The organism is Agrobacterium sp. 10MFCol1.1, from assembly GCF_000381165.1.
GTDB lineage: Bacteria > Pseudomonadota > Alphaproteobacteria > Rhizobiales > Rhizobiaceae > Agrobacterium > Agrobacterium tumefaciens.
In genome coordinates, this window is record NZ_KB906072.1 from 554655 (window position 1) to 579857 (window position 25203).

Sequence of the window (25203 nt, forward strand, 5' to 3'; positions counted from 1 at the left end):
TTTTGGTTGGTGCAGTCAGTGCGCCGTGAGGACGGCTATCTCGGATTTGATCGCAGCGCGGCGAGCGGCGGCGCTGTATCGGAGTGACAGGTAATTGGTATCGGCCAGAGCGGACTGGAGGGCGCGGAGACGTTCACCGGCAAGGGTTTCCATCACCTTGGCCACCTTCGCAGCCTGGCGGGCTTCCTCGCGGCGCTGCTTGGCAACGCGCCATGCGGTCTTAAGACAGGCCGAGAAAGAGGCGTCCACAATGCCGCGCTCGATCTGTTTGGCGGAGTATTGACGACGGATGTAACGGTAACGCTCCCATGCATCTGCCATGATGGCCTTGCGGTCGAATTTGGGCATGCCTTCGGCGCTGGCCGGAACTGTGCTGTTCGGCATTGTCATTCTCCAAATTGTCGAGAGGTTTTTGTCACTCCCTAAAAAGGGAGGCGGTCTTTATGCGAGTTCGAGAGCAGCGCCACCGGTTAGCTGCGGATCGCGAGGAGCCGGGACAACCAGAGCCGCGCCATTGTCGCGCTCTGTGCGTTCGAAGGCTGCCTTCAAAGCCGGGTTAGTGAAGAGGCTGGAGAGGCGGACGTTAACTGTGTTGCGTGTCATTGTTTGATTTCCCTTGTTATGATTTGCTTACAGGTGTATTCATAACTACAAGCGTAGTGAACGTCAAGCATTTAAATACAAGTGTATTCATTTTGGGAGAAAACAGCATGGCTGAACTGACACCAGAGGCTAATAGGGCGGCTCGGGCGATCCTGAAGTGGTCTGTCCGAGAACTGGCAGACAATGCCGGTATCGCTTTCTCGACCGTGCACAGGTTCGAGACCTCTGGCACCGCGACAGAGGCGACAAAGGATAAGATCAAGGCCGCCTACGCGGCGCATGGCGTCGAGATTACCAACGGGGAATATACCGGTGCGCGCCTGAAGCTGAACCGCTCAACAGAGTAACGGGAAACCCGATTATCGCTACTAATCGAAGCGCCAGGATGCTCCATGAGTGTGCGTAGACCGCCGACTTTCCCACCTGATACGTGGCCGCCTCGAATGATGGCCGACATGGCAGCTGCTTATTGCGGCGAACGGCACGTCGAGGATTTTCTTGAGCGGGTCGGGACGTCTTATCCGCCGCCGAGAGTCACCGAAACATCACGCCGGAAATTCTGGTACCGGGATGATTTGGACCGAGCCATGAATATTGGCGCTATTGATGCCGGCCCTAGTATGGGAGCGATCTTCCGCGCGAAGATGCAGGAGAAAAAGCGTTCGGCGGCGAAGGCAAAGCTTAAGGGCGAGGCTTGACGCCATCGTTCAGGGTATTCGTGTCACGCGAATACCTCTCGCACGTGCATAATACACATACCTCGGGGCGCCTGCGCCACACAGGCACCCAAGGTATGGTTGTCATGACCACACCTTTCGACAGGAGAGCATTGAATGTCCGCATTGACGTTGATCTCCTCGCAGCCGGGAATAGAGGCTGCCTCCGATCTCTCCGACGCTGCCCTCGACTATGGCCGCGCCGCGCTGTCCAGCAACACCATGCGGGCTTACAGAGGCGATTGGCAGGACTTTGCCGACTGGTGTGCTGATCGAGGTAGATCGCATCTGCCGGCGAACGCTGCGACCGTGGCGAATTATGCCTCCTCTCTTGCCGACGCCGGCAAGAAGGTTCCCACAATCGCCCGCAAGCTGGCTGCTATCCGCTTCTTTCACCGCGGCGCTGGTCTTGATAACCCGACCGACAATGCGGGCGTGGCGGCCATCCTGAAGGGTATAAGCCGTACAGTGGGGACAGCGGCCCGCCAAAAGGCTCCAGCGACGGTTGACGTTATCATGCCATGATGGCGAGGATCAACGCTGACAGCCTCAAGGGCAAGCGTGACAGGGCTTTGCTCTTGCTCGGGTTCGCTGGTGCGTTCCGTCGATCGGAGCTTGTGGCGATCACTGTTGAGGATCTGACTTTCAGCGATGAGGGCGTTGACGTGTTCCTGCCCAAGTCCAAGACCGACCAAGAGGCGAAAGGCCAATCGGTTGCAATCCTGAACGGCAAGGCCCTGAAACCCGCTGACAGGCTCAAGGAGTGGCTTCAGGCGTCCGGTATAACCTCGGGACCAATCTTCCGTCGCTTCAATCGTGGTGACCGCCTGACGGCCGAGACGCTGACTGATCAAGCCGTGACGCTTATTGTCAAGAAGTATGCCGACGCCGCCGGCCTCGATGTTGCAAACCTATCCGGTCACTCGTTGCGCGCGGGCTTTGTTACCTCGGCTGCAGAGAACAGAGCGAGCATATCCCGAATCATGGAAGTGACCAGACACCGCGACCCGCGCACCGTGGAAACCTATGTGCGCCGAGCTGACCGGTTCAAAGACCATGCAGGGGATGGATTTCTTTGATCAGTCGACGGGATAAATCTTATGCTCAGCATCCCACCAAACCATATTGAAAACGTGCCCGGTGCGGAAACCCCAAATACGCTGCTTGCCACCCGTTCGAAACCGGAAGAGCTCCTCTTCGACACGTTCAATCTCCATCCACCGCTCTTGGGCTTCAGGGCACAAGGTGTCCCAACTTTGTGCATGATGCTTCTTGTGACGGTCGTTCCCACCGGTCGTCTGGCTCATGATTTCATGCCAGTGGAGGCCGCTCATCGCAATCATGGTCGCCCGAACAACGCAGGCATTATCGGGTCCATATGAAGAGTGGCACCAGTTTCTTTGCTCACCCCAAGACCAGGCGCCTTCCCGGTCCGCATGTTCATGGATCCTGTATTCCATTCGCATCTGCATGATGCTGACGGGGTCTCTCTCTGATCGTGGTAGCTTCTCCGTTATCGGATTAGCTTCAGCGCGCGGAACTTGCTGCGACTCTACCTGCACTTTTAAGCGAGCAGATTTTTCTTGTTCTTTCAGCTGCTTGGCAAGCTTGCGTTCGATGCGAGCTTCCTTTTTGCTCATGGGTTTTGAGCATTCCCCGGCTGAATTCCAGAATAATACTCATGCATGTCGGAGAGGAGTATTTCTTCTTCGGAAGGCTCGCCGTCCTTTACGCCGGCCCGCTCCCGCGCAAGCAGCCAAGGTGCTTCCAGGTGTGTTAGATCACTCAACCATTGTGCTGACTGCTTCCCATAGAAATCCAGAACCGCATCAATGGTCGCGCGTGCGCGCTCATCGAGGTTCGGCTCAGCGGTCGGCGGTAGGATGCTGTTTGGAACCACGCTGAACTGCCGATGATGCCAAGAATAAAGGGAGCGACAAACCGGTCCATTCGCCCATGCCTGTATGGTCTCGTTGAACAGGGGGCGTTCGTCCCAAACGAGCGACCACGCCTGAGAGTAGTAGACCAGTTTCTGCAGCTTCATGGCGGTCATTTCGCCGTGCGACCGCAGTATGTACTCTGCGACGTCTCTTACGGACATGACGGTTCTCCAATGCGCGTTTAACGACAGCATAACACAGCGCGGCGCAATTCGTTTCGTATAATGCATGCTATACGTGATTTGCGAATGACATGTAAATAGATGCGACAACGTGCGGAAATAAGACATTCGGCGCATAAAGCCTTCGCGTTATGCATGTACATACGTGCGCTGGCAACTGAACAATAACTCACGATAAATGGTCTTCTCGCTACTCATCCCAAGCCGCCTCGAGGTGTCCACCGAGCGCCTTGACGCCTCGCTGGATGGCCTTGAAGTTCGGGTATTTGCTTCTGCAACCGCGAGATCGGAAGTAACGGCCTGTGCCAGCCTCGTCATCGACGTCTGGCATGTACCAACCGATTTCGTAAGCTCGCGACCGTAACTGGTCGAGAGATTGGACGCCGGTGATCTTGTAAGGCTTTCGCTTTCGACGGTAGCCGTAATAGTGGGCGACCTTCCGGATGCGCTCGATCTCAATCCCAGGAAACGCAGCGCAAAGCTCGTGGTGGCTAGCTTCAGGGTACAGTTTGCGTAACCGCTGCTTGTCGAGTGGGCCCCAGGTTCTTCTGGGTGAAGTCAGGCCGAGCTTCCTGCATCTGCTCCTGATGGCACATTCGGTCCTGTTGTAAAGGATCTGGCGAAGGGCGAACAGATCAGGGTGGAAAAGACGGCAGATGAAATCTTCGTCCTCGGTCCATAACTTCTGCCCGAAAAGCGTGAAGCCAGATCGCATCATCCTTTCACGGATACGCTCCGCAGACGCTGCGCCTCTGACAAACTGCGCGAGCGACATCACATCAAGCCGGCTTTTTCACTCTCAGAGTGCGATACGCGTTGAAGGTGCCGGCCTTGTCTGTGAACAGATCGACAAGCGAGGATGGCAGGGAATTGAGTTCCCGCAACTGCGTGGCTAGGTCAACAAACTGAAGCTTCAGGCGCTCGACCTCTGACGCCTTCACTTCCTCAATCTTCGCTTCGATCTCGGCTTTCGCTCTCAGCAATTCCTGCAGCTCACTCATGGCTCAGTCTCCGATTCTCGTGGGAATGGAATGACCTTAGTGAGGGCTGCGGAGCCTTGTCCACGCCTTCTCTATCGTACGCTTTCTGACAGGCTAACGGCGAGGATTTACTGTTTCGATATGGGCGCTATCGGCGCTTTTTGCGCTGACGATAACGGTCATCATCGCTTGAACAAAGTCGATGACCAGCACGGTGCAAGAGCGGGAGAGCGGGCAGTCACTTGAGGACTGATACGATTTGAACGACCAAGGCCACGGCCGCGATTATTGCCGTCACTAGAACGGCTATGGCAGATAACTTGGTCCAGTACGCCGTGTTGATCGTGGCGTCAGATGCTCTGATTTGAGCTTCGGCCGCCTGAATATTTGCCTCTGATGTCTTCTTGGCAAGAAGGTAATCGCGGCGCTTCATCTCGACTTCTCGCCAGTATGAGGCTTGAGAGCCTGGCTGCTCGCCCGCCCCTGAATAGACCTCCTCGTCCGATTTAGTCGTCCAATTCTCCGCCATCTCATCCCCCCAAGGTTACCCATGCCAGTACTCAAGAATGCACGATACGATTATTGCTTTTTCAAAGCTTGAAGACGAGCAACAAGGCTGGTGTACTGATAGACTGCTTTGAGTAGCTCTTTGGCCAATTCGATTGCTATCGCGCATTCATCGGCTCCGATTTGATCATAAGTTTTAGCCTCAATATGAGCTGCGTCGTTTCCAAGAAGTCTGAGTTCATCGGCGGCTGCCAACAGCTCGCCAGGGATTATGACTGTCCCTCCGAGCGCCTGCAGCCTTTGCATTAGGTTGCCGCCAGTGGCGTTCTTGTCCTCGCATAGTTCTTCCAGAACTCTACGCACCATAAGCGCGGAAGCTCTGTAGCATCCCGCCGCATGAGACTTTATTGCCTCTTCTAGTGATGAGAGAATTCTTGGGGGTAGGTTGGTAGCATCGAAGTCTATCACCTCAGGGGGGTATACGGCTTTGCCAGAGCGAATAGATTCTATAACGAAAACAAGAGCATGACATTCTACGTTCGGGCATTTCCTCATACTTGCCTTGTGGGGGTCCATGATTGGCGCTCCCCTGTCTTCGCCTAACTGGTTGCTCCAAGCCAAATCTGTCCCTGGGTGGACGTTTGAGAAGGCGCCAATGTGCCTACATGCTGGGCAGCGGAGATTGATGGGGTTGAAGTTATATGGTGCGACCTGCCCTTTTACGAAATGCATGATGTAGATATTCTCGCTCTTATTGATTGAATTGAATCAAAGGAAATCAAATTTGACGCGAGGTGGCAAGAGGACTGGTGCTGGTAGGCCCAAGGGAGCCGCTACGCGCAAAACTAAGGAAATTGCTGACAGGGCCGCATCAGCGGAAGGCGTGACCCCGCTAGAGGTCATGCTGAAGGCAATGCGAGAACATTACGGCAAGCGAGAATACGATGCGGCGGCGGCCATCGCAAAGGATGCGGCGCCGTACATGCACCCGAAGCTCGCGTCGGTTGAACATTCGGGGCTGGGTGGCAGCCCTATCGCCATCAGCATATCCGCAGAGGACGCCGAATTGTGACGCATGGTAATAGCAACGCTGACGGAGAAACAAAGACAGGCTAACCGGCTCTTTGCTAGCCCTGCGCGCAATATCATGCCGCGCGGCGGGTCTCGATCCGGAAAGACATTCTTGCTCGTCAGAGCGGTCATCCAGAGGGCTATCAATGCCCCAGGTTCTCGGCATGTCATATTCAGGTTCCGCTTCAATCACGCCAAGACATCGGTATGGTCGGACACTATCCCGAAGGTTCTATCGCTCTGCTTCCCCTCGCTGCGGGTGAAGACCTTTGACGAGATCGCTATCCGGTCAGCAACTGGGAGCCGTGATCCGAAGATCTATTACGAGTGGGCACCGCTCTACAGCCAGACCGAGAAGGAACGTGCCGAGGTGTTCAAGCTGAACGCTGAAGCTGCCCGCGCAATCGTAGGCACTGGGGCGGGCCAGGAGCTTATCACTCGTGAGGCCGTGTCGAAGGCGCTCATCTCGCGCATCGAGAAAGATGGAAATCTGCCTGGTCTCGCTGCTGCTGTGGATGCGTTCGGCTCGATTGATGAAAATGAGCCTTCCGAAGAGGAATCGCTTGCGGCTGCTCAAGGGTTTTCGTCGCGCCCCGAAAATAGCTTTGGGTCGTAAACTCTCTTGAGATCAACTTTACCGAAGTGTTCGGGTAGGTACTTGCCGATACGAAATTCTAACAGAAGTTGTTTAAAACTTCCTGATACTGCTGACAAACCGTTGTAACAACATAGAGCGACTTCATGACTGGTTAGCTGACTACGGAGAAGGTTCCCGAACCGATGCTTCTCCTTGTCGATGAGAACGCTATCTTCATGAATTCGCAGAAGAATAGTATATAGTAGGCGGTAGTACGGGGCAAAACTGCTCTCATACCTGAGATGAACTGCAGTCATGTACGTTTCCGCTAGTTGCTCGGCTAACTCTGCTTGTGTGGCAGGGTTCAATTTTCCGATGCAGTATATCATCTCGAAATTTGCATGGGCAAACGCTTCGGCACCTTGGAACTCTGAAGCCGAGTTTGGCATAGGCCCAGAAAATAGGGCCTTGTACTGATCGGTATGGCTAAAGCGGACATCCGAGCGGGCTTCCCTAAGAAGGCGAAGAAGTTCGTAAAACGTTTGCTCAAACCTTTGCACGTGCTGGTCTCTCTCGGCCGCCAGGATCTGTTTTTGCTGGCGCCCAAGTTCGTCCCGCTGCTGTTTGAGGGTGAATAGAACTGCGATAAACGCGAACGCAGAAAAAAGAGCGTTGAGTGCGCCGAAGGTGTCTCCCCAGGCGCCTAGATTTGTAACGCTCCAGTCCGCGCCAAACATCGCAAATATCCACTTCTGAGCTACCCATGCGGCCCATATCAGTGCAGCGGTGGTACCGAGAAGTATTACCCAAGATTTCTTCATATCTGCCCCCAAAACCTTGCGACCCCAAGTAGCAGGATAGTTAAAGCCATGCAATTCACCGACGCTGTAACGGTGTCCGGCACTCGTCGGACGGCCGACGGATACCTTATTGCCGACGCAAAGTCGGTTCGCACCGGCATCCAGCTTTATTCTGGCGATGAGGTGGGCAAGCCAGAGATGCAGGTGGTGCGAGTCTATCGCCCCGCTGAAGAAGTCTTCTCAAGAGACAGTTTGCAGAGCTTTTCTCACGCGCCAGTGACAATGGGCCACCCAGACGAACCAGTCACTGCGGACAACTGGAAAGAACTCTCTGTTGGCGAGGTCAGCACTGCGGCAAAGCCCAACGGCGTCTGGGTGGAACTGCCTCTGATCCTAAAGGACACGGCGGCTATTAAGGGCGTCGAGACTGATACTCGGGAACTTTCCGCCGGGTACACCTGCGAACTCGTTTGGGGTGATGGCGTAACGCCCGACGGCCAGCAGTTCAACGCCACACAGACCAACATCAAAATCAATCATCTCGCGATCGTGGATCGGGCGCGGGCTGGTTCTCAAGCTCGCATCGGTGACGGTGCGTCATGGGGCGCTGCCCCTTTCATCCCTGATCACAATCCAAAGAAGGAAACGATCATGACCCTGAAGACGGTTACCGTCGATGGCATCCCGGTTGAAGTAACCGATCAGGGTGCCGTGGTTATCAGCACCCTGCAGACGCGGCTCGCTGATGCCAATGCAAAGGCTGAAAAGGCCGAGGCAGCCCACACCGCGGCACTCGCGGCCAAGGACGCCGAACTGGCGAAGAAGGATGCTGAACTCGATGCCATCAAGGGCAAGGTTCTGTCCGACGCCGATCTCGACAAGCGTGTGCAGGAACGCGCCGATCTCATCACCGCGGCAAAAGCAATCGCCAAGGACGTGAAGACGGAAGGTCTCTCCGACGCGGCAATCCGCAAGGCTGTTGTCGTCGCCAAGATCGGTGATGCGGCAATCGCCGGCAAATCGGAAGCCTACATCGATGCGCGCTTCGATCATCTGGTCGAGGAAGCCGCCAAGGGTGCTCCAGATCCTTTTGCTGCCGTCGTCAAGGATGGCGTCAAGCAGAACGACACCAATTCCATCAGCACGGCCCACAAGGCCATGACCGATCATCTGACGTCGGCGTGGATGGGCTCTAACCAGAAGGGGGCCGCATAATGCCTGCGATCCAGACCACCTATACGGCCACTCACGCCCGCTGGGTTGAGGGCATGATCCCCAACATGGAGCCGAACGACATCGTCACCCGCATCGCGGAAGACGTTGAAGGCATCGGCTTCGGCAACGTCTGCGTGCAGGGCACGCTGGACAACTAGGTTGTGGACTCGGAAGCGACCGTCAAGTTTGCCGGCATCGCTGTTCTCGACACCACCCGGCCGACCGGCAAATACGAGCAGTATGACAATGTTGCCGTCATCAAGAAGGGCTGACATCGAATTTCAGGTCAGGAAAACTCACGATAAGGGTCATTATCATTACTGGATTGTGACCGTCTTTAGCAGCCATTCGGGATAGACGATCTTGTTCATCGTCCCGAGCATGGCGCTTGTGTCACCCATCAAAGATCCTGTGAAGGGCGGCGCCACCCTAGAGCCATCAGCGTAGTACGTCAGACTGTCGGCAAGCTCGCGCAAAAGGTGGATAGGGTTTTGTCCTCCTTCCGCACCCCAGACGAACTGGCAGCCAATGGCATGGATATCCTGATAGCTGACTTGGAACAGACCTTTGTCACCGTCAGCAAGTACCAGCTTGTCGTATCCAGGTTTCACCACTCGACCAAGCACTAGGAGCGAACGAAGAGACGCGATCACTGAGACTTGAGGCGGATATTGCACGATATCGAGCCAAACTTCCTTCCCGTTTATGGTCACGTCGAACTTGATTCCGTCTACCGCCGGCGATGTGTCGAGAAAGCTCTGAATGCCAGAAACCGGGATCTGGTCGATGGAATGTTCCGACCCGGTTCCTGCCCAATACTTTTCACCGCATGAGTTATCAGCGGCCATGGCAGGTGCGACACTGAGAAAGCCAGCGAAGACAGTTTGAACGAGTGTTTTCATGAAAGCCCCCAACGTATGCGCGTAGATGATCCGGTGGGGGATTGTGTGTCAACTATCGCTAAAGGACGCTTTCCGTCTTTTAGGCTACCACCTGAACCTTGGCCGCGCTCATGTACCGTTGCGCTTGGCTGTATGTGATGCCGCTCTTATCTTCTACCCATCGCCGGAAGTGACCATGCGGCAGCGAGGCTTTGACGTTTAGCAGCTGCCGCCCATAGCTTGCCTTCTCGGCCTCTGACAGCCTCTGCCATTCGCGTGGAGGCTTGCCGCCTGTTCCGTCGTCGGGGCTGCTGGGCGCGCCAGCACCAGGCGCTGTGAGGCGATTGTGAGCATCCCAGATTAGGCGCTGCTGATCGGCGCTGAGTTTCTTGAAATCCTGCACAGTCAATCCGATGCCAAATGCTGCCATTGCGATGGCCCGGTTTTTCCTGTCGGCAATGCGCAATGCTCTCCGCATCTGGAAAGCGTTCATGTGCCGCATGGTGCCGATGCCTTCGACTTCGATCTCTGTAATCATGATGGGAAACTCCAGACGCAAAGAAAGGCCGTTACCTCGGGAGGCCGGCCAATCCCTTGCGCCAGTTCATCCGTGGTCGCTGGCGAATATATAACAGGCGCTGATGGGTTGATACAATATCATCAGATTTTGTTTTGAATTGCTTTGCACATGCTTTATCGGCCGCGACCGGATAGATGCGCCATCATGTCGCGATGCTGACGCCCGATCTCGGCAATCTCCCTGCGGACTTCGATCATTTCGCATGTGAAACGACCGTGCTTATATGCGCCGTTCTTTTTCCCCTTTGGCGCTCCGGCGCGGGCTCCGTGGAACCGGCAGACTGTCTTTCCGCGCTCCGCCGGCGCCTGGCATTGGCACTTTGTCCGCTTCGACATAGCCGAGCACCGCGGCGCGAGCTGGTATGGATAAATCTTCTTGTCCATGGGATTGCGTACCTTTCTTATTTCCACCCCGCCCCCCGTGGGTGACGTTGCCGACGATGGCTTGGCCTCCGCTGTGGACGTGAACGTGTTCAACAACCACCTTCTGATTGCCGCCGTTGCGATGCTTGCGAAGGGCCTCCATCTGGATTGTGAAGGTCCGCATGAGCTTGTTGACTGTCCGTTCGTGGATATCGAGCTGCTCAAAGGTGTCTGAAGTCAGCATTGACCGCGAATGCCGCATCGCTGCCATGTGGACGGTTGCCATTTGGGTAGCAAGAAGAGCTTCGAGGTTATCTCGGGGCTCAATACTTGCAACGGTGGATATGGCCGCGTTGAGCTCTGCAAAGTCCGCACTCTGATCCTTCGAGACGGCGTTCGTAAGCTGACGGATTATCCCGTAGAAGAGTGTTTCATCACTGATCCCCATAGCTCGCATCAGGACAGCCATACCGACCTCCTGCCGAGGGTGATCAATCACCATCTTCATTATACCGCCAGCGGCCTTGTATTTCGGCAATGAAACGGCCTCAATAAACGCCTCTGCTGCCTCGACTTCATGCGGCTTCAGCTCGTAACTCTGCGCCAACTCGGCATCAATCTGCTCAGGCTTCATGCCCTGCGACATCCGTATGATGCGCTCAATTTTCTCCTGTCGAGAATTCCCGTTATCGCTAGCCATCTGTCCGGTTCTCCCTCAGTCTTTCCTTCCAGCCAGGGCCAGCGATCATCATGCCGTCATCGTCACGCTTGGGGTTGATGACCTTGCCGATGCGATCCGGCCATGTCTTGAGGTTCCGAGTATGGATGCCGTCGGCTGTAACAACCGTTTGCTGGCAGAAGCCCCCCACGTAGTGACCTCTCCACGCTGGATTGACGATTGCCTGAAGCTCCATGCGCCGCTGCGCTTCCATCAGCGCCAAGCCGTCGCGTTCGGCATGCTGTGGATCGAAAGGGAGCCCATCTGCGACAGGGTGTCGGAAATCCGTAATGTCTCTTGGGATGAAAGCTTTGCCGTTTTCGCTGTCGTACACGTCAACGATGGTGGCGGCTGGTCGACTGGACTTTTCCGACCAACCCATGAGAACCATGCTAGTCGAGCCCCAATCGCGCATCTGGGGTTGCTCGGCACTACGAATGACGGTCTCTCGCACCTGGCCTGCGAACGCTTCTCTCAGGTCGTCAAAGCATGAGAAGCGCTTCTCTCCGAGGTGCACATACAGCATGACGTTCGACCAGCCCACACCGACGAAGCCGACCACCGCGTTGTACTGAGGCAGGGCGAACACCTTGCTGCCGACGCCCATCACATGGCCGCCGGTGCTTTCGTCATAGGTCGCGCCGTCCGTATACAGGTAGCCGGCGCTGTCCGTGATGAAGCAGTTCAGCGCGCTCAACGTTTGCTGCCCTTCTTCTCGACTGGCTTGCATGCCGTGCCACCAAAGAGCGCGGCTCCGGCCAAACCTATAAGACTGAAAATCGCCATCGTCTTTTCTCCTCTATCGTTCCATCGCGATGGCTATCTGCCGCCGCTGCTTCCGTGCCGCATGCTTGACCCAGGCTTTCCGGCCGATTCCCTTGCCTCGCTTCGGTCCATTATGCTCTGTGGAGCGACTTTTTCGCGCCATATCTGTCTCTCCTTAAGCCACGTTCTCTCCGCCGTTGTAGCGGTCCTGTCTGCTACGCTGGTACTGCTTGAGGCCGGTTGCGGTGGCCTGCGCAGCTTCTCCTCGGGCCACGTCCTTGACGTAAGCCTGCAGGTTGCCGTTCTGGTCGACAGATACGCCGACCGTGACATGAACGTTCTGATTTGCAGCCTGCCCGGTTCCCTGCGCGGTGCTGCCCGAGAACGGCGTGACATAGCCGCCAGATTGATACCCCTTCTTGGCGCCCATGTGCATGCGATCGAGGTTGCCGACGCCAAGCCGCTTTGTTGCTGCCGCACTGAAAACGTATTCGCCAGCATGGACAATTCCGGCCGCTTTTGAAGCCGCGCCATCACCAGTATAGCCACCGGAGGCAAATAGGCCTGCACCGGGCATAGTCGGGAATAAGCCCTTGCCACCTCCGAAAAGCCCGCCAAACAGGCTCGACAGCAAGCCGCCGCCACCGGCGCCAGATCCCGCCCCGCCCACTTGGAACAGCGCATCCAACACATCGTTCAACAGTTTGTCTGTAATCCGGTCGAGCACCGACAGAGCGGCATTCCCAAAGGATTCCCAGAAGGATTCACCATTGCGCAGCCCATTGCGAAGCTCGTTCAGAAAACCGGCCGTCGCCTGCTTTGCGAAAGCCACAGCCTCTTGCGCTCTTTTCGTCGCCTCCGTGGCCTGGTTCTGGGCAACGACCTGAGCCGCATAGCCTTCAGCCATTGCGTTGATATCTGAGATCAACTGCGGGGTTATTGCGCGCTTGTCTCGTTCGGCTGCCAGCAGCAAATCAGTCGCCACCTTCACGCGCGCTTGCGAGTAGCCAAAATCTTCGACAAGCGGGTTCAATGCCGCCTGTGCTTGGGTCTGAGCCTGCAAGGCCCGTGTTTGTTCCTTGATCGACAGCGTGGCAGATTCGTAAGCCTTCTGCTTGGATGAGCTGCTCGTCTTGCTGGCGCCGGGAAGGCCTTCAAGCTCGATCAGTGGCCGGCTGGAAGGCGTTGGCGCATCACGCGGAGTGAAGTCCTCGCCAGAATAGAATTTACCGTTCTCAGAGAAGAGCGGCGATAGGCTGCCAAGCTGTGGACCGTTCTTTCCCACCAACAGCGCTTGAAGAGCGGCTTGCGTGTAGGTTTCAGCCTGTCTGGTTGCGCCGGCCATGGTCTGTGTGAGATCCGCAAACGCGGCCTGGAATGAAACCAGCGCCGGCACACCGGTTTGCGTTATCGCCGAAGCGAGCGTGTCTTGAACCTGCTTTACGGCGCTCAGGTTCTGTTCGCCTTTCGACACCGAAGCGGAGACGTCCTCCCACGCGGCGTGGAAAGCTTGAACAGTCGTGCTTTCGGTACCAGCCTGGTTCATGAGGCTGATCGTGTTGCTCAGTTCCACATTGAGATTGGCAACCTGTTGGCGGGCCAACTCCCATTGTTTGTCGGCCACGGATCGAGTGGATGTCAAAAGCTCCTCATTGCTTTTGGAAGCCTTGAGTGCTGCGACATAGGACTGAAGAGCTGGAACGGCTTTACCCCATTCTTCAGCAACTCGCTCGATCATATCGGCATGGTCTTTCAACGTCTTATCAGTCTCGACCCCGCTGCTCATCCACTCACTGAAGTAAGAAACCGCCGCGCTGCCAATAAGGACAAACGCGGTTGTTGCCAACCCGAGAGGGCTTATAAGACCGCTAATCGTCTGCTTCATTGCTGCGAAAACGCCATTCAGTTGCCCGCCGTTCTGGGTGACCTGCGGCAACTGCTGAGCAAGAAGCATGAAGGGAGCCTGCCCAGAGATGAGCATCGTGATGATGTCCTGCATCTGATACGACAGGTTCTGCACCTGCGCGCGCGCCGCACCGGATGCTTGACCTAGTGCCTTCACACCGGATGAACCAACAGAGCCAGCGCGCTGCGCAGCTAGAGAGGCAGCGGCTAGCGCCTTCCCAGCAGCCGTCGAGGCGCGCTCTACACCACCCATGGCAGCTTCCATGGCTTTAATTTCGGCCGAGGAAAACTTGCTCGAGGTATTCGACAGACCGGACGCTGCCCGCTCCGCAACCTTCGCAGCGTTCGAGAACTGCACGAATTCGTTCTTGGCCGACTTGAGATCCCTGGTGTCAACCGAAATCCCGAGAGCTGCTATGTCAGTCATGAGCTTGCTCCTCCTCGCTACGGGTCACTTGAATGCCGGCTGCTTGGATGAGCTTGGCGTGCTGCTCGGCCGATACGATGGTGCTGCCGCTTCCGGTCTCTGTGGCGGGGCATGCCTGGAAATACAAAGCCCTGCAGAAATCCTCAGTATCGATCACAGTCGAAGGATCGGTCTTGATCATCATCCGATGGAACTGGTTTCTCTCGACCATCACCCGCACAAGCACAAGCGTATAACCCTTGTGTTCATCAGCCACCCAGCCATCCCCCTCGAAAGGAATAGGCTTGCGCAAGAAGAAGCGGCGTTCCGGCTCCTTGCGAAGCATTACCAGCTCGCGCCGCTCGGCCTCGCGCTGCGCCCTCCTGATCCGCCATGCGTGCTGGGGATCGGAAACGCCGTATTCCGCGGGATCGATGCCAAGGGATGATTTAGTCATGAGTTCTCTTCCGAGAAAGACGGTTATCACTAGCGATGGCGCCGGGGTCGAAAGACGAAAACTCCCCCGGCGCCATTATTCTCAGCTATCGACCCGATAGCCTTGAACTCCGAAACCGACCTGATGCTGGCTCTCGGCCGCTGCAAGACGATCAACGATATCGTGGTGTGCATGAGGGGCCAAGGGTGCTGGTCCACCTTGTCGCGGGTGAGGGTTTCTCCCTCGCGCTTTTTCGCGAGAGGCAAATCAGCCTCAAGGGCTTGCCGTTCGACACGGAGGCGTCGGGCCACCGCGCCGCCGACCGCAGAGCCCACGGTTTCCGGTATGGTGATGGTGTGGCTCATGAGCTTTTACTGATTTTCAGTCAGCCGTCTGACCAGATCGAACAGTTGCTCAACCTGATACTCCAAGGTTCGGATGTCGTTGCGGATGGCGCGGCTCTTCTTGCTCATGCGGCGCTCTGGACGTTATGCGGGATATCACCCGGCTCGAAGACACCAGAGAACCGGCTGCCAGAAGCACAGAGCTTTTCAGCAGCAGCAGTGAGTACGAATTCATTCACGGAGACGCCGGCGCGGCTGGCAGCGGCGAACAGGGCTGTTCTGAAGCCCGAAGTGACCCGGCCGCCATTCAACATGACGTTGACGATCGGGTCTTTCTGCTTTCGCTGTTTGGCGACGATGGACATAACCGTAACCTCCTGATCTCGTGTTCGAGATGCATTAGGCCACGGTTTTCACCTATTTGGCATTGGAAGGGTGCGGCAACCTTTTACGCTTTTGCCCTTGGCGGAAGAGGGAATATGAGGAAAGGATCGGCTTTGGGGTTGTTGCGATCTTTTTCATCTAACCACAGCCGCCATCGATTAGTCGCAGGGGCATCATATGGATGAGATGCAGGTGAGTTCTTCACCAGATCAAGCCACATGCCAGTGAAGCCAGCTCGGTGATCGCCGGCAAAGCGCATTACCGGACCAGACTTCGATAAATGAATGGACCCAGCCGATTCCGCTACTTCTTGGGATCGGCTGAAGCTGTTCACGCGATCGACTTCGATCAGCCAAGAAACCCCATAGGAAAGGCACTCAGCCTCACCCTGCACTTTTGTCGCGTAAGGCGAACCAGATTCTGCCGACTTCAAAACAGCGAGGAAAGAATACCCGTATTCATCCTGGCCGCATTTGATCGCTAGCTCTCCCCCTAGCTCATCAGGAAACATAACGAGCTCGCCATTTACGGCTTCGCGGATCGTCTTTACCGAGAAAGGTGTAAGCACTGCCATTTCAACCCCCTGTTTTATATTTGGCAAAATGCAGCATACACAGTTGCATTCCTTTTCAAAGGGGGAGGCCTAGGTGATCGAATATGCGCTTGACCCGCGGGTGCTGTCGGTTCCCCTGACGGAGAAGTTCGAGCGCAGCGAAATCGCCATGTTTGACCATCTCAAGGGCTGGCGCGGATATTTGCAGGGGTGAGCCTGGGCAGGCCTTTACCCCGATTCCAAAGTCTCTGCACCAGTCCCTGATCGTGCGCTCGCTCCGGCCGGTCACATGGACGGCCATCTTCAGGTTGATAATCTCGTCATGGCGCATGAGGATGGGCGCAAGGCCTAAGCCCTCGCATCCATCAAGATCCGTCTGGGTGAAAAGCTCTCCGCTCAACCGGCATCACCGATGATGTTCTCGCGCGCCCACGCGACATATCGATCAAGGATAGCGCCGGCATCCTCACCGGTGCATTTCCGATAGGCTTCCTGCGTCGGTTTGTCGGTCACCGCCCATCCGAGAATGTCGAGCGTGCGATAATCCGTTACTGGCGCTTCATCAGCGATAATTGGCATTCTCGTTACCTGATCAGCGGTGGATTGATTACCTTGGCTCATGATTGATCACCTCAGTGGAATAGGGAACGCAAACGGCTAGATCGGGCTTGGGATAGTCGAAGCCACCATCGAACAAAATTGAACGTGCATGCTCACATGCGGCCTTGTCGCCAAACTCCGCGGTGGCCGGCCCCCCAGGTTTGCTGTAAGCCATGAAGAAGATGAGCACGTATTTCATGCCACGCTCCTTTTGCGCTCGAATGCCGGGCGAATGACCTTGGCGGGCTCGGGGTACTGCTGATCCACATCAGGTATGTTCCGCACGATGATGGGCACGAGATCGATGATCTGCGCTGACGGCCGAGCATCGGCCCAGGCGAAAAGGTCAAGCTGATCTTTCTTCATGCTGCCAGCCTCCGAAGAACTTCGGGTGTCATCTTCCGCTCACGCAGCAGCCGATATGCCTCCCGGTGATTGGCACGGTCGGGAATGTTCCGTGTGATCCACGAGTTGAATTCCGATTCCTGATCTGGGATTACCACGGTCGGCGCGGTCAACCTTTCGGCCATGGCTGGCGTGAGAATGCCGAGCATGAGGAACTGGAGCAGCTTCTCCTGGATGACTTCCGGAACGCCGCGACCGTCGACAATTACCAAAACCGTCTGCCGACCGATCAACTCGTCTGCCGGGATTGCAAAGGGGACGTTCCTTGCTGCCGATGGCCTTACGTCTGCGCTGCTTTGATCATTGTCCCTATAGAGAGACTCACTCCCCTCAGAGCAAGAATTGAAAGGTGTTTCTATAAGGTGGTTATATTGAAGGTGTTTGGGTTGCTCGCCTGCAACTTCGCTAGATTGCACCTGTGCAACCTCATGAAAATGCACCGCTGCAACTTCGCGAGGTTGCTTAGGTGCAACTTCGAGGCGGTTGCGCTTCTTCTCTTTTGCCTTCTCTTTTGCCTGTTCCTCTCGCTCGATTTTTGCATCGAGGACGATGTTCACGCGGTCAGAGATGAACTGATAGCTGTAGGATTCCGTTCGGCTGGATCGACTGCGGGTCATCCAGAGCCTGCCCCCTTTTGGGTCGCAAAGACGATCCAGACTGCGTCTGACAGTATCGCGATGGACGTCGAGTTGAGCGGCGATCCTAGTCAGGGAGGGATTGGCATCTTTCGTTCTCATGTTGATGTGCTGCATCACTCGAAACGCAACGCACTTATCTATCGCTTCCAGCGCCGTGTCGCAGGACATGGCGTCGAGGATATCCAGCTTCCATGACGTGAAGCTTTTCACCTCGATCTCTTTCATGTCGTCTTTTTCGTGAGGGGCCGTCATCCGTGCGCGCGCCTCCATACCCGATATTTATTCGACAGGGCGGCAGCTTCGCATGCTTCCAATGCCGAGAGGCCGAAGCGCTCACGTAGCGCCGGCACCATCGGCGTCGGCACAGGGTTTTGTTCGGCCAGCCATTGTGCGGCCTGAACAACTGCTTCGCTGTGTTGGTGGTCGGCGCCAGTCATACTGCAACACTCCGAGCACGTGCTGCATCAATGACCGCCCTGATGTCCGACTGCTGCCACCGAGACAGCGAACCGATTTTTAGTGGTCTGGGGATTGTGCCGTCTTTAACGCGCCGCCAAAAGGTAGGGACGCTGACACCCAACTGGGCAGCCACTTCCTTGTCACGAAGCAAGGTATCGGCGGACCCTGTTTCTGTCTGTTTGATATTCATTGCATCGCCTCGATATCAGTTGATATGAGGTGATTGTTCATGAACGGATCAGGAACAAATAGTCTGCACGATTAAAAAATTAATCGTTTCGGGTGCTGAGATTAAGCCCACGTCGCCCAGGTCTTGAAATATCGGGCCGGAGCGAAGCTGCGCGGTCCCATGCGCGTAAGAATGCCCGCGCTGATCGGGCCTTAGGCGCGATGATTTCCTTCGCGTCTTCCTTTCTGCCGAACACGCCGTTGTCAAAGCCGCTGATAATCTCCAGCGCTAAAACATCCTCCTCACTCCCCTGCACTATCGGCTCTTCTTCAGGACCTGCTTCAGGTGGAAAGAAAAATGTTTCGACATCCTCTTTAGAGAACATGACAGATGCACCCCAAAACGGACCGAGCCACTGTTTCGCAAATCTCCTCGCGATGATTAATTCGTAGGAGTCGAGCAATGCTCCGAGAGGCGGTATCCACTGCGAAAGCCATCTGGTCAGCCGAAAAGACGAGATGTAAGCGGATTCACCTGAAACGAAGCCGCCGAGGCGACCTGTCGTCAAGGATAAGAAGTGTCCGCAAGAGCCTTTAGATTCCATCTTGGGGCTGATCAATCCGAAGCTACCCTTAACCACCTCTCCCGATGGCAGGAGAACAAAAACAGCTGGGTTGCTCATTACGAAGGCCCAGAACTGTGAGTATCTGAGTTCGTTGTACTGTTCATCTGACCAATCGAGAGCGGAGCGATCCTTTTTCACCGCAGATCTAAAGGCGTATCCCATAACATCATCGCAAGAGAGATAGTCATCTTTGGAAAACATCAGGCACCTTTTATCAGTTGAAGCACCTGGCCGTTTTGCCCGGTGACGTGTTTCGCCCAGCGCTGCAAAAGCTTGCGCCGTTGTTCCAGAAAATCAGTCCGGCGATATGCGCGCTCGACCTTTCCACCGACGATATGGCCCAGCGTCGTCTCCGCTACATCGTGTGGCGTGTCGGTTGCCTCTGCGATCCAGTCTCGAAGCGACGAGCGGAACCCATGGGGCCGATAGGACATCTCGGCGCGTTCCATGTGCCTCGACATGGTTGCGTCGGAAATAACGCCCTTCTTGATGCTTGGAAACAGGAAGCCATCGCGAGATATCGGCATTGCTGCCTTGATGATTTCGAGCGCTTCAGGCGTAAGAGGCACGCGGAAATCTGGCGTCTTGCCCTTTCGCCCTTTCATGTCTTCACCGGGTATCGTCCACACGTCGCCGTCGATCTGGTCGACATGAAGGAATCGCAGCGGCCGGGATCGGACGCCGGTAAGGATCAGTAGGCGAAGTGCAAGATGAGTTATCGAACCTTCGGACAGGCCTTGATAGAACGCCGGCACCTCCGCCCACGGCATGGCCGGGATGTTGGTTGCTTCATGTCGTTGCTGCCCGAGGAGCGCCCTTGCCTTATCGGTTGCCTGGATATCAACATCCAAGCCCAAAGCAGCAGCATGGCGAAAGCATATGGCGAGGCGGTTGAGAGCCTTACGAGCCGTCTCTGCCTTGGAATGCCATATGGGGGAAAGCGTGTCGCGGATCATGGTTTGATCTACCTCCGCGACTGGCACCTTGCCGAGCTTCGGAATGATGTGCAGTTCAAGCGGGCTATACCATCGGCCAGCCTTGCCGTCGCCCTTGAGTTCGGCCTTGCGGCTCTCATATGCATCTTCCGCAATGTCTTTGAGCAGATGGAGGCGTTTGGCCGATTCCCGCTTTGATCGCTCACGTTCTTTGATGGGGTCTCGACCAGCGCGGACAACAGCCCGCCAGCGTTCCGCCTCTTCCCTCGCCTCTTTGAGAGAAACCTCAGATATCGCGCCCAGTCCCATCTCACGGCGCCTGCCATGAACCGTGATCCTGAGAACCCATTGGCCGCCTCCATCCTCACGCTTGAACAGCCACAAGCCGCCGCCATCGGAATACTTTCCGGCCATGGAGTGCTTTACTGCTGCGGCTGACAGTTTGTTGAGAGAACGAGCCATTTTTCAATCCACCTTCCAATCCACCTTTTGTTTTGAGGATTGGTGATAACGATTGATAATGCATGATGGTGAACGAAACAAGAATAAAGGCCGATATCTGGCACTTTTGACACGCAGTGATCATCAACGATAGCCGGTGATATCAGAGTTCAATGCACGTAAGCGGCACCATTTCTTCCTAAAAAATTCATTTCCGACACTGAGTTGCCTTTGGCGCGGCGTTGTCCACTGGCGGAAATCGTCATATGGCGATGCTGCTGCAATCATAAAACCTTTGAAACCAAACGGGCCTCCGCACGTTGAGCAGCAAGTCGCAATCAAATGGAAAGCCTGCCATCGTGGATGTCCTTCGTATTCTTATCGCCATCATTCTTCCGCCGGTTGGCGTGTTTCTCCAGGTCGGACTTGGCCTGCATTTCTGGTTGAATATCCTGCTCACGCTTTGCGGTTACATTCCCGGCATCATTCACGCGATCTGGGTGATCCTGCGCAAATGAGATTTGCGCGGCATATGACGGGACAACCATCAGATGCGCACAATATTTTAGTACGTGATTAAATTCGTAACACCGACTGGAACCTCATCTTCTCCCTCACGTTATGGTGATGACACCAGCTAAGGAGAAAATCATGAACCAGATCATCTACATCGTGGGCCTCGTCGTCATCGTTCTGGCGATTCTGTCGTTTTTCGGCTTTCGTTGATCACCGTTGTCAATTCGATCGCTTGCGCTTATTCTAATCAGCGGTAACACACGGCTGCGTTCATGGGTTGCTTTGCTGTCGGGTGTATTTCGGGATCGCGTTGCTCTGGGAGGTGCACGATGAAGAACGAGAGATGGACAGAGCCTGTCGAGGTCAATCTCGAGGCGAAGGGCAAAAGCGTTATCGCCGGCCCGTTCGAGGCACTGATGTTATTGACGGAAGGCTGGCCCAAAATTCGCGGATTGAGTTTCGTGAGAGCCAGAAGCGCCTGCCGCGCTGCGCTTGATGGACGCAAATCGCCGGAGGAAGCGCGCAAGTGCTTTACCGATGCGGTTTCCGAGATGCAGAAAAATCCGCACTAACCATATTCAGACGACAAATGGCCCCTCGAAAGGGGCCATTTTCATGCGTGCAGTATTTCGTTCGATCTACATCCAGTAAGGTGCGACGCCGTAGTAGTCGTAAACCTTACGGTCTCGCGCATGCAGCAGGTCATCATCGTCCAGGTTGGCGAAGTGAGGCGCATTTTCGATCTGTTCTTTGGTGAGATCGATGCGATAGCCATCAAGCTCTTCGTCATAATGGAGCTTTTCCCACGGCAGCGGATAATAGTCGTCGCCGATTCCGAAAAAGCCACCGAAGCTCAAAACCGCATAGGCGACACGGCCGCCGCGTTTTTCCAGAATGATCCGCTGGATCGAGCCGATATGCTTACCATCGGCGCCATAGACGCGCGTGCCTTCAACCTTGTCGCTGGCGATCAGGCTCGGTGTATCCTTGACGTAAGGGTCCTGCCCGGCACGGGGTTCTTGATGCAACATAACGTCTTTCCTCCTTGGTTTTTCCTCGTGAGTATTACGCCTGGTAAACCCCTCCACCGGAAATTCGTTCCGAAGCTTTTCGCGCGCTGCGGACTGAAGACGCGGATCAGGAGGCGCGGAAAAAGCTCTATTGGCGGATTTTTTGCCAGACGGAAGGAGAAACGCCGACCATTTTACGGAAGACGCGGGAAAAATGCGCCTGATCCGAAAACCCGGCTGCGATGGCGATGTCGGTCAGCGCCATGTCGGTTCGCATCATCAGGTCCTTGACCCGATCGATACGCGCCTGCATCTGCCATTGATGCGGCGGTACGCCTGTCGACGCCTTGAAGGCGTGGCTGAAATGGGATTGCGACAGGTTGGTGAGTTCTGCCAGTTCCTCCAGCCTTATCGACCGCAGGCAATGTTCGCGAATGTAATCGGTCGCCGCTCTCAACTGCCAGGAGGCCAGCTTGCTGCGTTTTTTGACCGGCTCCCGCTTCACCTTGAGGAAATCCGTCAACAGCGCCAGCACGAGGCTTTCGCCGTATAGATCGTGCAAAGGGTCTGGATTATCACATTCGGCGGCGATCAGCCGCGCAAGCACCAGCAGGCGCTCATCCTCGAACATCAGGCGCGGATCGAGCAATCCGTGCGGATCGAACCCCTGCACCAGCCGCGCCCCCAGCAATCCCGCATCGAAGTGCAGATCGAGATGGCGCACGAAGGAAACATTGCTGAGTTCCGCATGTACGTCCAGGTCGGCCGGTACGAAGGAAATGCGGTTCGCTTCGGATGACGCGTAATTGTCGCGGCGGCTACGATTCATCATGAACCGCCCATCATCCGTCCCATCCATATCAAGCAGGAAAACGAAACGCGGGTCCTTGCCGACATAGCGGCCACCCGCCTTCGATGCGCAACGCACGTCCCACAGATCGGCGACGATGCCGTTCCACACCCGCGAGCGTGGGCCGCCGATAACGGCAAAGCCCTCGATCTCATTTTCCATCCGAACGCGGAAAGCCATGGCCTCTCGATCCCGCAAGGCGCAAAGGCGCCCCTATAAACATGATAAGATTATTCATGTTTATAGGGGCAAACTATTTTTCCCGCAACTGCCAGCTACCCGTTACCACTTCTTGGAAAGCTTGAAGGTAATGGTGCGGCTGTCACCCCAGCCGCAAACCGAGACGCCGGCGCAACTCTTGACGTATTCCTTGTCGAAGACATTCGCGACGTTGACGGATGCCGTCCAGTCGTTCTTCTCGTAGCGGATCGCGGCATCGAAGACCGCAGCATCCGGAACACGCAGCGTGTTTGCCGCATCTGCCCAGGACTTGCCCTGATAACGCACGCCGCCGCCAATACTGAGACCTTCAAACGTATCATCGGTGAAGGCGTAATCCACCCAAAGCGACGCGGTGTGAGCAGGCACAATCCACGGAGATTTGCCGATCAGGTTAGGATTGGCGTCCTTGGTGATATCGAGATCGGTATAGGAATAGGAGGCAATGGTTTTCCAGTTGTCAGTGAGATTGGCCTTCGCCTCCAGCTCGAAGCCGGTGGACTCCACCTGTCCGAACTGGCCGCTCGTCGTTACGCCGCCAGCGGTATAGGAAACGATGGCGTTGTCCTTCACAAGCTTGAAGACAGAGGCGGTGATGCTGCCATCGAAGAAGGTCGGCTCGTATTTGATACCGGCCTCAAACTGATGTCCTTCCTCGGGTACGGCGGAGCTGCCATCCGCAAGTGTATCGATGAGCGGATTGAAGAAGGTGGCCGCCGACACATAGGGCGTCAGGCCATTGTCGAATTCATAGGCAAGACCGGCGCGACCGCTCAGCGCATCGTCATTTGAGCGGCGAGACACACCCGCTGGCAGCCTGTTGTTCAGTTCGGTATCGACGTAATCGTAGCGCCCGTTCAGCGTTACCAGCCAGCCATCGCCGAAACGCAGCTGGTCCTGTGCATAGATGCCGATCTGCTGCTGCGTCACGACGTTATTGGCGTAGACGAAATTCGTTCCCTGCGTCGAACCATAGACCGGGTTGAGCGCACCGATCGCATTCGATCCGCAGCACGCCTGCACCTGATCCAGCTTGTAGTATTTATAATCGAGACCGAAGAGCAACGAATGGCTGACAGCACCGGTATCGAACTGGCCTTCGACGCGGTTGTCGACGCCGAAACTGTCGACCTTCGACAGGCCGTCATAACCAAAGCGGGTCAGCATATAGTCATTGGTGGTGGCATCGAGGATTGGCTGGCCATTGGCGTCGGTACTGGCCCAGCCGCCCGCATAGGGTCCGGATTCGTGCTTGTAGAGGTGGCCGTAGCGGGCATTCTGGCTGATCTTCCAGCCATTGTCGAATTCGTGGCTGACTTCGTAACCCACCATGGACTGGTAGACGCGACCATTGTCGATATCCGGTTCGCCATAAAAGGCCTTGCGGTCGAGCTTGCCGAAGGGTGCGTCAACCACAGTGCCGACATAGGGCAGGAAGCCATTGCCGACATGGACCTGATCCAGCGCCGAGAAATAGCCGTAGAGCGTGGCACTGGTCTGAGCATCCGGCTCGAAGGTGATCTGCGGCATGATGAAGCCACGCAAATCCTCGGAGTAGTCGGTGTAATTATCGCCGCCCGAGACCTTGCCGGTGACGCGGTATTTCCACGCGCCCTCACCGTCAATCTTGTCGCCGAGATCGAAACCGAAGAAGGCATTGCCGAAATTGTTGATGCCGATTTCCGTTTCGCGGACCGGCTCATCCTGCGGGCGCTTGCGAACCATCTGCACGATGCCGCCGGGATTTGCGCCGCCGTAGAGCACCGAAGCCGGTCCCTTCAGCACCTCCACCCGCTCCAAACCATAGGCATCCATCTGGAAACCGCCGAAACCGTAGCTGAACAGGTTCAGCCCATCCAGAAACACGCCGGTCTGGGTTGCCTGGAAACCGCGAATGTAAAACCAGTCCGTATCCGGATCGGTGCCGAAAGGCTCCGCCGTAACGCCGGGCGTGTAGCGCAGTACCTCGTCGATCTTGGTCACGACACCGCGGTCATCCATTTCCTTGCGGCCGACGACCGATACGGACTGGGGAATGTCCTTCGTTTCCATCTCAGTTTTCGAACCCGTCGCGCTTTTCTTCGCAACGTACCCCGGGACCGGACCAGTGGCGTTTTCCGCGCCCTGCCCCTCGACGGTGATCTCCCGCAGGACGGTCGTCTGCTGTGCGTGACCTACCAATGGCGCCATCAAAACAATGGCAGCCGTTCCCAAAGCCAGGCGGCCCAAAAACATCTCATGCAAATTTTTCAAGATATGCCCCGAAACAGATCACGACCGACGTTTATATACGGCAGGCCGCAGCACCTCAATTAAGCTGAGTATTTACATCAGGATTAAGGCCGGATGCTTGTCGTTTTCTGGGCAGATTTGAAGCTTATTGGCTTCTCGCACAGTTTTGCGCCTGTCAT

General features: G+C 55.8%; 36 protein-coding genes and 1 pseudogene. 10 read left to right on the top strand and 27 right to left on the bottom strand.

What is annotated here, in order from left to right:
- Window positions 1-15: 15 nt before the first annotated feature.
- Window positions 16-384 (bottom strand): hypothetical protein, encoded by a 369-nt coding sequence (locus tag F617_RS0102855; RefSeq protein WP_019564354.1) that lies wholly within the window; start codon window positions 382-384, stop codon window positions 16-18.
- A 57-nt stretch (window positions 385-441) separates the two neighbouring features.
- Entirely contained in the window at window positions 442-603 is a 162-nt protein-coding gene (locus tag F617_RS28610) for a hypothetical protein (RefSeq protein WP_019564355.1), read from the bottom strand.
- Between the two features lie 107 nt (window positions 604-710).
- On the opposite strand from F617_RS28610, the gene F617_RS26835 reads away from it, so the two are divergent.
- From F617_RS26835 to F617_RS27505, 4 genes are all read left to right on the top strand, one after another.
- Window positions 711-950 carry a hypothetical protein gene (locus F617_RS26835; RefSeq protein WP_019564356.1) on the top strand — a complete coding sequence of 80 codons (240 nt, stop codon included), beginning with the start codon at window positions 711-713 and terminating at the stop codon, window positions 948-950.
- A 96-nt stretch (window positions 951-1046) separates the two neighbouring features.
- Window positions 1047-1301, top strand: a complete 255-nt coding sequence (locus tag F617_RS0102870) for a hypothetical protein (RefSeq protein WP_019564357.1) — start codon at window positions 1047-1049, stop codon at window positions 1299-1301.
- A 135-nt stretch (window positions 1302-1436) separates the two neighbouring features.
- Window positions 1437-1844, top strand: a complete 408-nt coding sequence (locus F617_RS27500; RefSeq protein ID WP_019564358.1) for a site-specific integrase — start codon at window positions 1437-1439, stop codon at window positions 1842-1844.
- Entirely contained in the window at window positions 1841-2398 is a 558-nt protein-coding gene (locus F617_RS27505; protein WP_019564359.1) for a site-specific integrase, read from the top strand. The genes F617_RS27500 and F617_RS27505 overlap by 4 nt, the downstream gene beginning before the upstream one ends.
- Here F617_RS27505 and F617_RS27510 read toward each other — a convergent pair whose 3' ends face one another.
- The 5 genes from F617_RS27510 to F617_RS0102905 form a co-directional block, all read right to left on the bottom strand.
- Window positions 2399-2959, bottom strand: coding sequence for a hypothetical protein (locus F617_RS27510; RefSeq protein ID WP_019564360.1), 561 nt, complete (start codon window positions 2957-2959; stop codon window positions 2399-2401).
- Window positions 2956-3420 (bottom strand): Panacea domain-containing protein, encoded by a 465-nt coding sequence (locus F617_RS0102885; protein ID WP_019564361.1) that lies wholly within the window; start codon window positions 3418-3420, stop codon window positions 2956-2958. The genes F617_RS27510 and F617_RS0102885 overlap by 4 nt, the downstream gene beginning before the upstream one ends.
- Before the next feature lie 800 nt (window positions 3421-4220).
- A complete protein-coding gene (locus tag F617_RS0102895; protein ID WP_019564363.1) occupies window positions 4221-4442 on the bottom strand; it encodes a hypothetical protein in 222 nt (73 codons plus the stop codon).
- A 217-nt stretch (window positions 4443-4659) separates the two neighbouring features.
- The gene (locus F617_RS0102900; RefSeq protein WP_019564364.1) at window positions 4660-4950 is read right to left on the bottom strand and encodes a hypothetical protein; all 291 of its coding nucleotides are present in this window, start codon (window positions 4948-4950) and stop codon (window positions 4660-4662) included.
- Window positions 4951-5000: 50 nt separating this feature from the next.
- Window positions 5001-5504, bottom strand: coding sequence for a DUF4145 domain-containing protein (locus F617_RS0102905; RefSeq protein ID WP_236759201.1), 504 nt, complete (start codon window positions 5502-5504; stop codon window positions 5001-5003).
- A gap of 307 nt (window positions 5505-5811) precedes the next feature.
- On the opposite strand from F617_RS0102905, the gene F617_RS26850 reads away from it, so the two are divergent.
- Window positions 5812-6000: a hypothetical protein gene (locus F617_RS26850; RefSeq protein WP_245260753.1), complete on the top strand. Its 189-nt coding sequence runs from the start codon at window positions 5812-5814 to the stop codon at window positions 5998-6000.
- Between the two features lie 3 nt (window positions 6001-6003).
- Window positions 6004-6276 (top strand): annotated as a pseudogene (locus tag F617_RS29130) (hypothetical protein); the annotation flags it as partial.
- 296 nt (window positions 6277-6572) lie between these two features.
- Here the strand turns inward: F617_RS29130 and F617_RS26855 are convergent.
- Window positions 6573-7397 carry a putative phage abortive infection protein gene (locus F617_RS26855; RefSeq protein WP_019564368.1) on the bottom strand — a complete coding sequence of 275 codons (825 nt, stop codon included), beginning with the start codon at window positions 7395-7397 and terminating at the stop codon, window positions 6573-6575.
- 48 nt (window positions 7398-7445) lie between these two features.
- On the opposite strand from F617_RS26855, the gene F617_RS0102925 reads away from it, so the two are divergent.
- Both F617_RS0102925 and F617_RS28620 read left to right on the top strand, forming a co-directional pair.
- The gene (locus tag F617_RS0102925) at window positions 7446-8591 is read left to right on the top strand and encodes a DUF2213 domain-containing protein (RefSeq protein ID WP_019564369.1); all 1146 of its coding nucleotides are present in this window, start codon (window positions 7446-7448) and stop codon (window positions 8589-8591) included.
- The gene (locus tag F617_RS28620; RefSeq protein ID WP_019564370.1) at window positions 8591-8749 is read left to right on the top strand and encodes a hypothetical protein; all 159 of its coding nucleotides are present in this window, start codon (window positions 8591-8593) and stop codon (window positions 8747-8749) included. Before F617_RS0102925 ends, F617_RS28620 begins: the two co-directional genes overlap by 1 nt.
- 159 nt (window positions 8750-8908) lie before the next feature.
- Here F617_RS28620 and F617_RS0102940 read toward each other — a convergent pair whose 3' ends face one another.
- From F617_RS0102940 to F617_RS0103025, 16 genes are all read right to left on the bottom strand, one after another.
- Entirely contained in the window at window positions 8909-9493 is a 585-nt protein-coding gene (locus F617_RS0102940; protein ID WP_019564372.1) for a hypothetical protein, read from the bottom strand.
- 79 nt (window positions 9494-9572) lie between these two features.
- On the bottom strand, window positions 9573-10010 hold the full coding sequence (locus F617_RS0102945) for a DUF3102 domain-containing protein (RefSeq protein ID WP_245260754.1): 438 nt from the start codon (window positions 10008-10010) through the stop codon (window positions 9573-9575).
- A 261-nt stretch (window positions 10011-10271) separates the two neighbouring features.
- Window positions 10272-11114 (bottom strand): hypothetical protein, encoded by an 843-nt coding sequence (locus tag F617_RS0102950; protein ID WP_019564374.1) that lies wholly within the window; start codon window positions 11112-11114, stop codon window positions 10272-10274.
- Window positions 11107-11862, bottom strand: a complete 756-nt coding sequence (locus F617_RS0102955; RefSeq protein ID WP_155846252.1) for a hypothetical protein — start codon at window positions 11860-11862, stop codon at window positions 11107-11109. Before F617_RS0102955 ends, F617_RS0102950 begins: the two co-directional genes overlap by 8 nt.
- 210 nt (window positions 11863-12072) lie before the next feature.
- A complete protein-coding gene (locus tag F617_RS0102965) occupies window positions 12073-14229 on the bottom strand; it encodes a phage tail length tape measure family protein (RefSeq protein ID WP_019564377.1) in 2157 nt (718 codons plus the stop codon).
- Window positions 14222-14665: a hypothetical protein gene (locus F617_RS0102970; RefSeq protein WP_019564378.1), complete on the bottom strand. Its 444-nt coding sequence runs from the start codon at window positions 14663-14665 to the stop codon at window positions 14222-14224. The genes F617_RS0102965 and F617_RS0102970 overlap by 8 nt, the downstream gene beginning before the upstream one ends.
- A 448-nt stretch (window positions 14666-15113) precedes the next feature.
- A complete protein-coding gene (locus F617_RS0102985) occupies window positions 15114-15353 on the bottom strand; it encodes a hypothetical protein (protein WP_019564381.1) in 240 nt (79 codons plus the stop codon).
- Window positions 15354-15436: 83 nt separating this feature from the next.
- Entirely contained in the window at window positions 15437-15946 is a 510-nt protein-coding gene (locus F617_RS0102990) for a hypothetical protein (protein ID WP_155846253.1), read from the bottom strand.
- A 375-nt stretch (window positions 15947-16321) separates the two neighbouring features.
- Window positions 16322-16504 (bottom strand): hypothetical protein, encoded by a 183-nt coding sequence (locus F617_RS0103000; RefSeq protein ID WP_019564384.1) that lies wholly within the window; start codon window positions 16502-16504, stop codon window positions 16322-16324.
- A 28-nt stretch (window positions 16505-16532) separates the two neighbouring features.
- The gene (locus F617_RS0103005) at window positions 16533-16724 is read right to left on the bottom strand and encodes a hypothetical protein (protein WP_019564385.1); all 192 of its coding nucleotides are present in this window, start codon (window positions 16722-16724) and stop codon (window positions 16533-16535) included.
- Window positions 16721-16891 (bottom strand): hypothetical protein, encoded by a 171-nt coding sequence (locus F617_RS28260; RefSeq protein WP_019564386.1) that lies wholly within the window; start codon window positions 16889-16891, stop codon window positions 16721-16723. Before F617_RS28260 ends, F617_RS0103005 begins: the two co-directional genes overlap by 4 nt.
- On the bottom strand, window positions 16888-17793 hold the full coding sequence (locus F617_RS0103015) for a hypothetical protein (RefSeq protein ID WP_196811683.1): 906 nt from the start codon (window positions 17791-17793) through the stop codon (window positions 16888-16890). The genes F617_RS28260 and F617_RS0103015 overlap by 4 nt, the downstream gene beginning before the upstream one ends.
- Before the next feature lie 23 nt (window positions 17794-17816).
- Window positions 17817-18005 carry a hypothetical protein gene (locus tag F617_RS27645; protein WP_081626640.1) on the bottom strand — a complete coding sequence of 63 codons (189 nt, stop codon included), beginning with the start codon at window positions 18003-18005 and terminating at the stop codon, window positions 17817-17819.
- Window positions 18002-18217 carry an AlpA family transcriptional regulator gene (locus F617_RS27650; RefSeq protein WP_081626641.1) on the bottom strand — a complete coding sequence of 72 codons (216 nt, stop codon included), beginning with the start codon at window positions 18215-18217 and terminating at the stop codon, window positions 18002-18004. The genes F617_RS27645 and F617_RS27650 overlap by 4 nt, the downstream gene beginning before the upstream one ends.
- Window positions 18218-18296: 79 nt before the next feature.
- Window positions 18297-19022 (bottom strand): hypothetical protein, encoded by a 726-nt coding sequence (locus F617_RS0103020; protein ID WP_019564388.1) that lies wholly within the window; start codon window positions 19020-19022, stop codon window positions 18297-18299.
- A complete protein-coding gene (locus F617_RS0103025; protein ID WP_019564389.1) occupies window positions 19022-20218 on the bottom strand; it encodes a site-specific integrase in 1197 nt (398 codons plus the stop codon). The genes F617_RS0103020 and F617_RS0103025 overlap by 1 nt, the downstream gene beginning before the upstream one ends.
- Window positions 20219-20556: 338 nt before the next feature.
- Here F617_RS0103025 and F617_RS26860 point away from each other — a divergent pair, with 338 nt between their 5' ends.
- Together F617_RS26860 and F617_RS0103040 are read left to right on the top strand one after the other, a co-directional pair.
- Window positions 20557-20715 carry a YqaE/Pmp3 family membrane protein gene (locus tag F617_RS26860; protein WP_003514897.1) on the top strand — a complete coding sequence of 53 codons (159 nt, stop codon included), beginning with the start codon at window positions 20557-20559 and terminating at the stop codon, window positions 20713-20715.
- Between the two features lie 327 nt (window positions 20716-21042).
- Window positions 21043-21285 carry a DUF982 domain-containing protein gene (locus F617_RS0103040; protein ID WP_003514896.1) on the top strand — a complete coding sequence of 81 codons (243 nt, stop codon included), beginning with the start codon at window positions 21043-21045 and terminating at the stop codon, window positions 21283-21285.
- Window positions 21286-21351: 66 nt separating this feature from the next.
- Here F617_RS0103040 and F617_RS0103045 read toward each other — a convergent pair whose 3' ends face one another.
- From F617_RS0103045 to F617_RS0103055, 3 genes are all read right to left on the bottom strand, one after another.
- The gene (locus F617_RS0103045) at window positions 21352-21744 is read right to left on the bottom strand and encodes a PRC-barrel domain-containing protein (RefSeq protein ID WP_003514894.1); all 393 of its coding nucleotides are present in this window, start codon (window positions 21742-21744) and stop codon (window positions 21352-21354) included.
- A gap of 127 nt (window positions 21745-21871) precedes the next feature.
- Window positions 21872-22753, bottom strand: a complete 882-nt coding sequence (locus tag F617_RS0103050) for an AraC family transcriptional regulator (protein ID WP_019564391.1) — start codon at window positions 22751-22753, stop codon at window positions 21872-21874.
- A 102-nt stretch (window positions 22754-22855) separates the two neighbouring features.
- On the bottom strand, window positions 22856-25045 hold the full coding sequence (locus F617_RS0103055; RefSeq protein ID WP_081626642.1) for a TonB-dependent siderophore receptor: 2190 nt from the start codon (window positions 25043-25045) through the stop codon (window positions 22856-22858).
- Between the last annotated feature and the right edge of the window lie 158 nt (window positions 25046-25203).

Coding starts and splice junctions, on each gene's coding strand:
- F617_RS0102855 (WP_019564354.1), bottom strand. CDS start 384: ATGCCGAACAGCACAGTTCCGGCCAGCGCCGAAGGCATGCCCAAATTC.
- F617_RS28610 (WP_019564355.1), bottom strand. CDS start 603: ATGACACGCAACACAGTTAACGTCCGCCTCTCCAGCCTCTTCACTAAC.
- F617_RS26835 (WP_019564356.1), top strand. CDS start 711: ATGGCTGAACTGACACCAGAGGCTAATAGGGCGGCTCGGGCGATCCTG.
- F617_RS0102870 (WP_019564357.1), top strand. CDS start 1,047: ATGATGGCCGACATGGCAGCTGCTTATTGCGGCGAACGGCACGTCGAG.
- F617_RS27500 (WP_019564358.1), top strand. CDS start 1,437: ATGTCCGCATTGACGTTGATCTCCTCGCAGCCGGGAATAGAGGCTGCC.
- F617_RS27505 (WP_019564359.1), top strand. CDS start 1,841: ATGATGGCGAGGATCAACGCTGACAGCCTCAAGGGCAAGCGTGACAGG.
- F617_RS27510 (WP_019564360.1), bottom strand. CDS start 2,959: ATGAGCAAAAAGGAAGCTCGCATCGAACGCAAGCTTGCCAAGCAGCTG.
- F617_RS0102885 (WP_019564361.1), bottom strand. CDS start 3,420: ATGTCCGTAAGAGACGTCGCAGAGTACATACTGCGGTCGCACGGCGAA.
- F617_RS0102895 (WP_019564363.1), bottom strand. CDS start 4,442: ATGAGTGAGCTGCAGGAATTGCTGAGAGCGAAAGCCGAGATCGAAGCG.
- F617_RS0102900 (WP_019564364.1), bottom strand. CDS start 4,950: ATGGCGGAGAATTGGACGACTAAATCGGACGAGGAGGTCTATTCAGGG.
- F617_RS0102905 (WP_236759201.1), bottom strand. CDS start 5,504: ATGGACCCCCACAAGGCAAGTATGAGGAAATGCCCGAACGTAGAATGT.
- F617_RS26855 (WP_019564368.1), bottom strand. CDS start 7,397: ATGAAGAAATCTTGGGTAATACTTCTCGGTACCACCGCTGCACTGATA.
- F617_RS0102925 (WP_019564369.1), top strand. CDS start 7,446: ATGCAATTCACCGACGCTGTAACGGTGTCCGGCACTCGTCGGACGGCC.
- F617_RS28620 (WP_019564370.1), top strand. CDS start 8,591: ATGCCTGCGATCCAGACCACCTATACGGCCACTCACGCCCGCTGGGTT.
- F617_RS0102940 (WP_019564372.1), bottom strand. CDS start 9,493: ATGAAAACACTCGTTCAAACTGTCTTCGCTGGCTTTCTCAGTGTCGCA.
- F617_RS0102945 (WP_245260754.1), bottom strand. CDS start 10,010: ATGATTACAGAGATCGAAGTCGAAGGCATCGGCACCATGCGGCACATG.
- F617_RS0102950 (WP_019564374.1), bottom strand. CDS start 11,114: ATGGCTAGCGATAACGGGAATTCTCGACAGGAGAAAATTGAGCGCATC.
- F617_RS0102955 (WP_155846252.1), bottom strand. CDS start 11,862: ATGCAAGCCAGTCGAGAAGAAGGGCAGCAAACGTTGAGCGCGCTGAAC.
- F617_RS0102965 (WP_019564377.1), bottom strand. CDS start 14,229: ATGACTGACATAGCAGCTCTCGGGATTTCGGTTGACACCAGGGATCTC.
- F617_RS0102970 (WP_019564378.1), bottom strand. CDS start 14,665: ATGACTAAATCATCCCTTGGCATCGATCCCGCGGAATACGGCGTTTCC.
- F617_RS0102985 (WP_019564381.1), bottom strand. CDS start 15,353: ATGTCCATCGTCGCCAAACAGCGAAAGCAGAAAGACCCGATCGTCAAC.
- F617_RS0102990 (WP_155846253.1), bottom strand. CDS start 15,946: ATGGCAGTGCTTACACCTTTCTCGGTAAAGACGATCCGCGAAGCCGTA.
- F617_RS0103000 (WP_019564384.1), bottom strand. CDS start 16,504: ATGCCAATTATCGCTGATGAAGCGCCAGTAACGGATTATCGCACGCTC.
- F617_RS0103005 (WP_019564385.1), bottom strand. CDS start 16,724: ATGAAATACGTGCTCATCTTCTTCATGGCTTACAGCAAACCTGGGGGG.
- F617_RS28260 (WP_019564386.1), bottom strand. CDS start 16,891: ATGAAGAAAGATCAGCTTGACCTTTTCGCCTGGGCCGATGCTCGGCCG.
- F617_RS0103015 (WP_196811683.1), bottom strand. CDS start 17,793: ATGAAAGAGATCGAGGTGAAAAGCTTCACGTCATGGAAGCTGGATATC.
- F617_RS27645 (WP_081626640.1), bottom strand. CDS start 18,005: ATGACTGGCGCCGACCACCAACACAGCGAAGCAGTTGTTCAGGCCGCA.
- F617_RS27650 (WP_081626641.1), bottom strand. CDS start 18,217: ATGAATATCAAACAGACAGAAACAGGGTCCGCCGATACCTTGCTTCGT.
- F617_RS0103020 (WP_019564388.1), bottom strand. CDS start 19,022: ATGTTTTCCAAAGATGACTATCTCTCTTGCGATGATGTTATGGGATAC.
- F617_RS0103025 (WP_019564389.1), bottom strand. CDS start 20,218: ATGGCTCGTTCTCTCAACAAACTGTCAGCCGCAGCAGTAAAGCACTCC.
- F617_RS0103040 (WP_003514896.1), top strand. CDS start 21,043: ATGAAGAACGAGAGATGGACAGAGCCTGTCGAGGTCAATCTCGAGGCG.
- F617_RS0103045 (WP_003514894.1), bottom strand. CDS start 21,744: ATGTTGCATCAAGAACCCCGTGCCGGGCAGGACCCTTACGTCAAGGAT.
- F617_RS0103050 (WP_019564391.1), bottom strand. CDS start 22,753: ATGGCTTTCCGCGTTCGGATGGAAAATGAGATCGAGGGCTTTGCCGTT.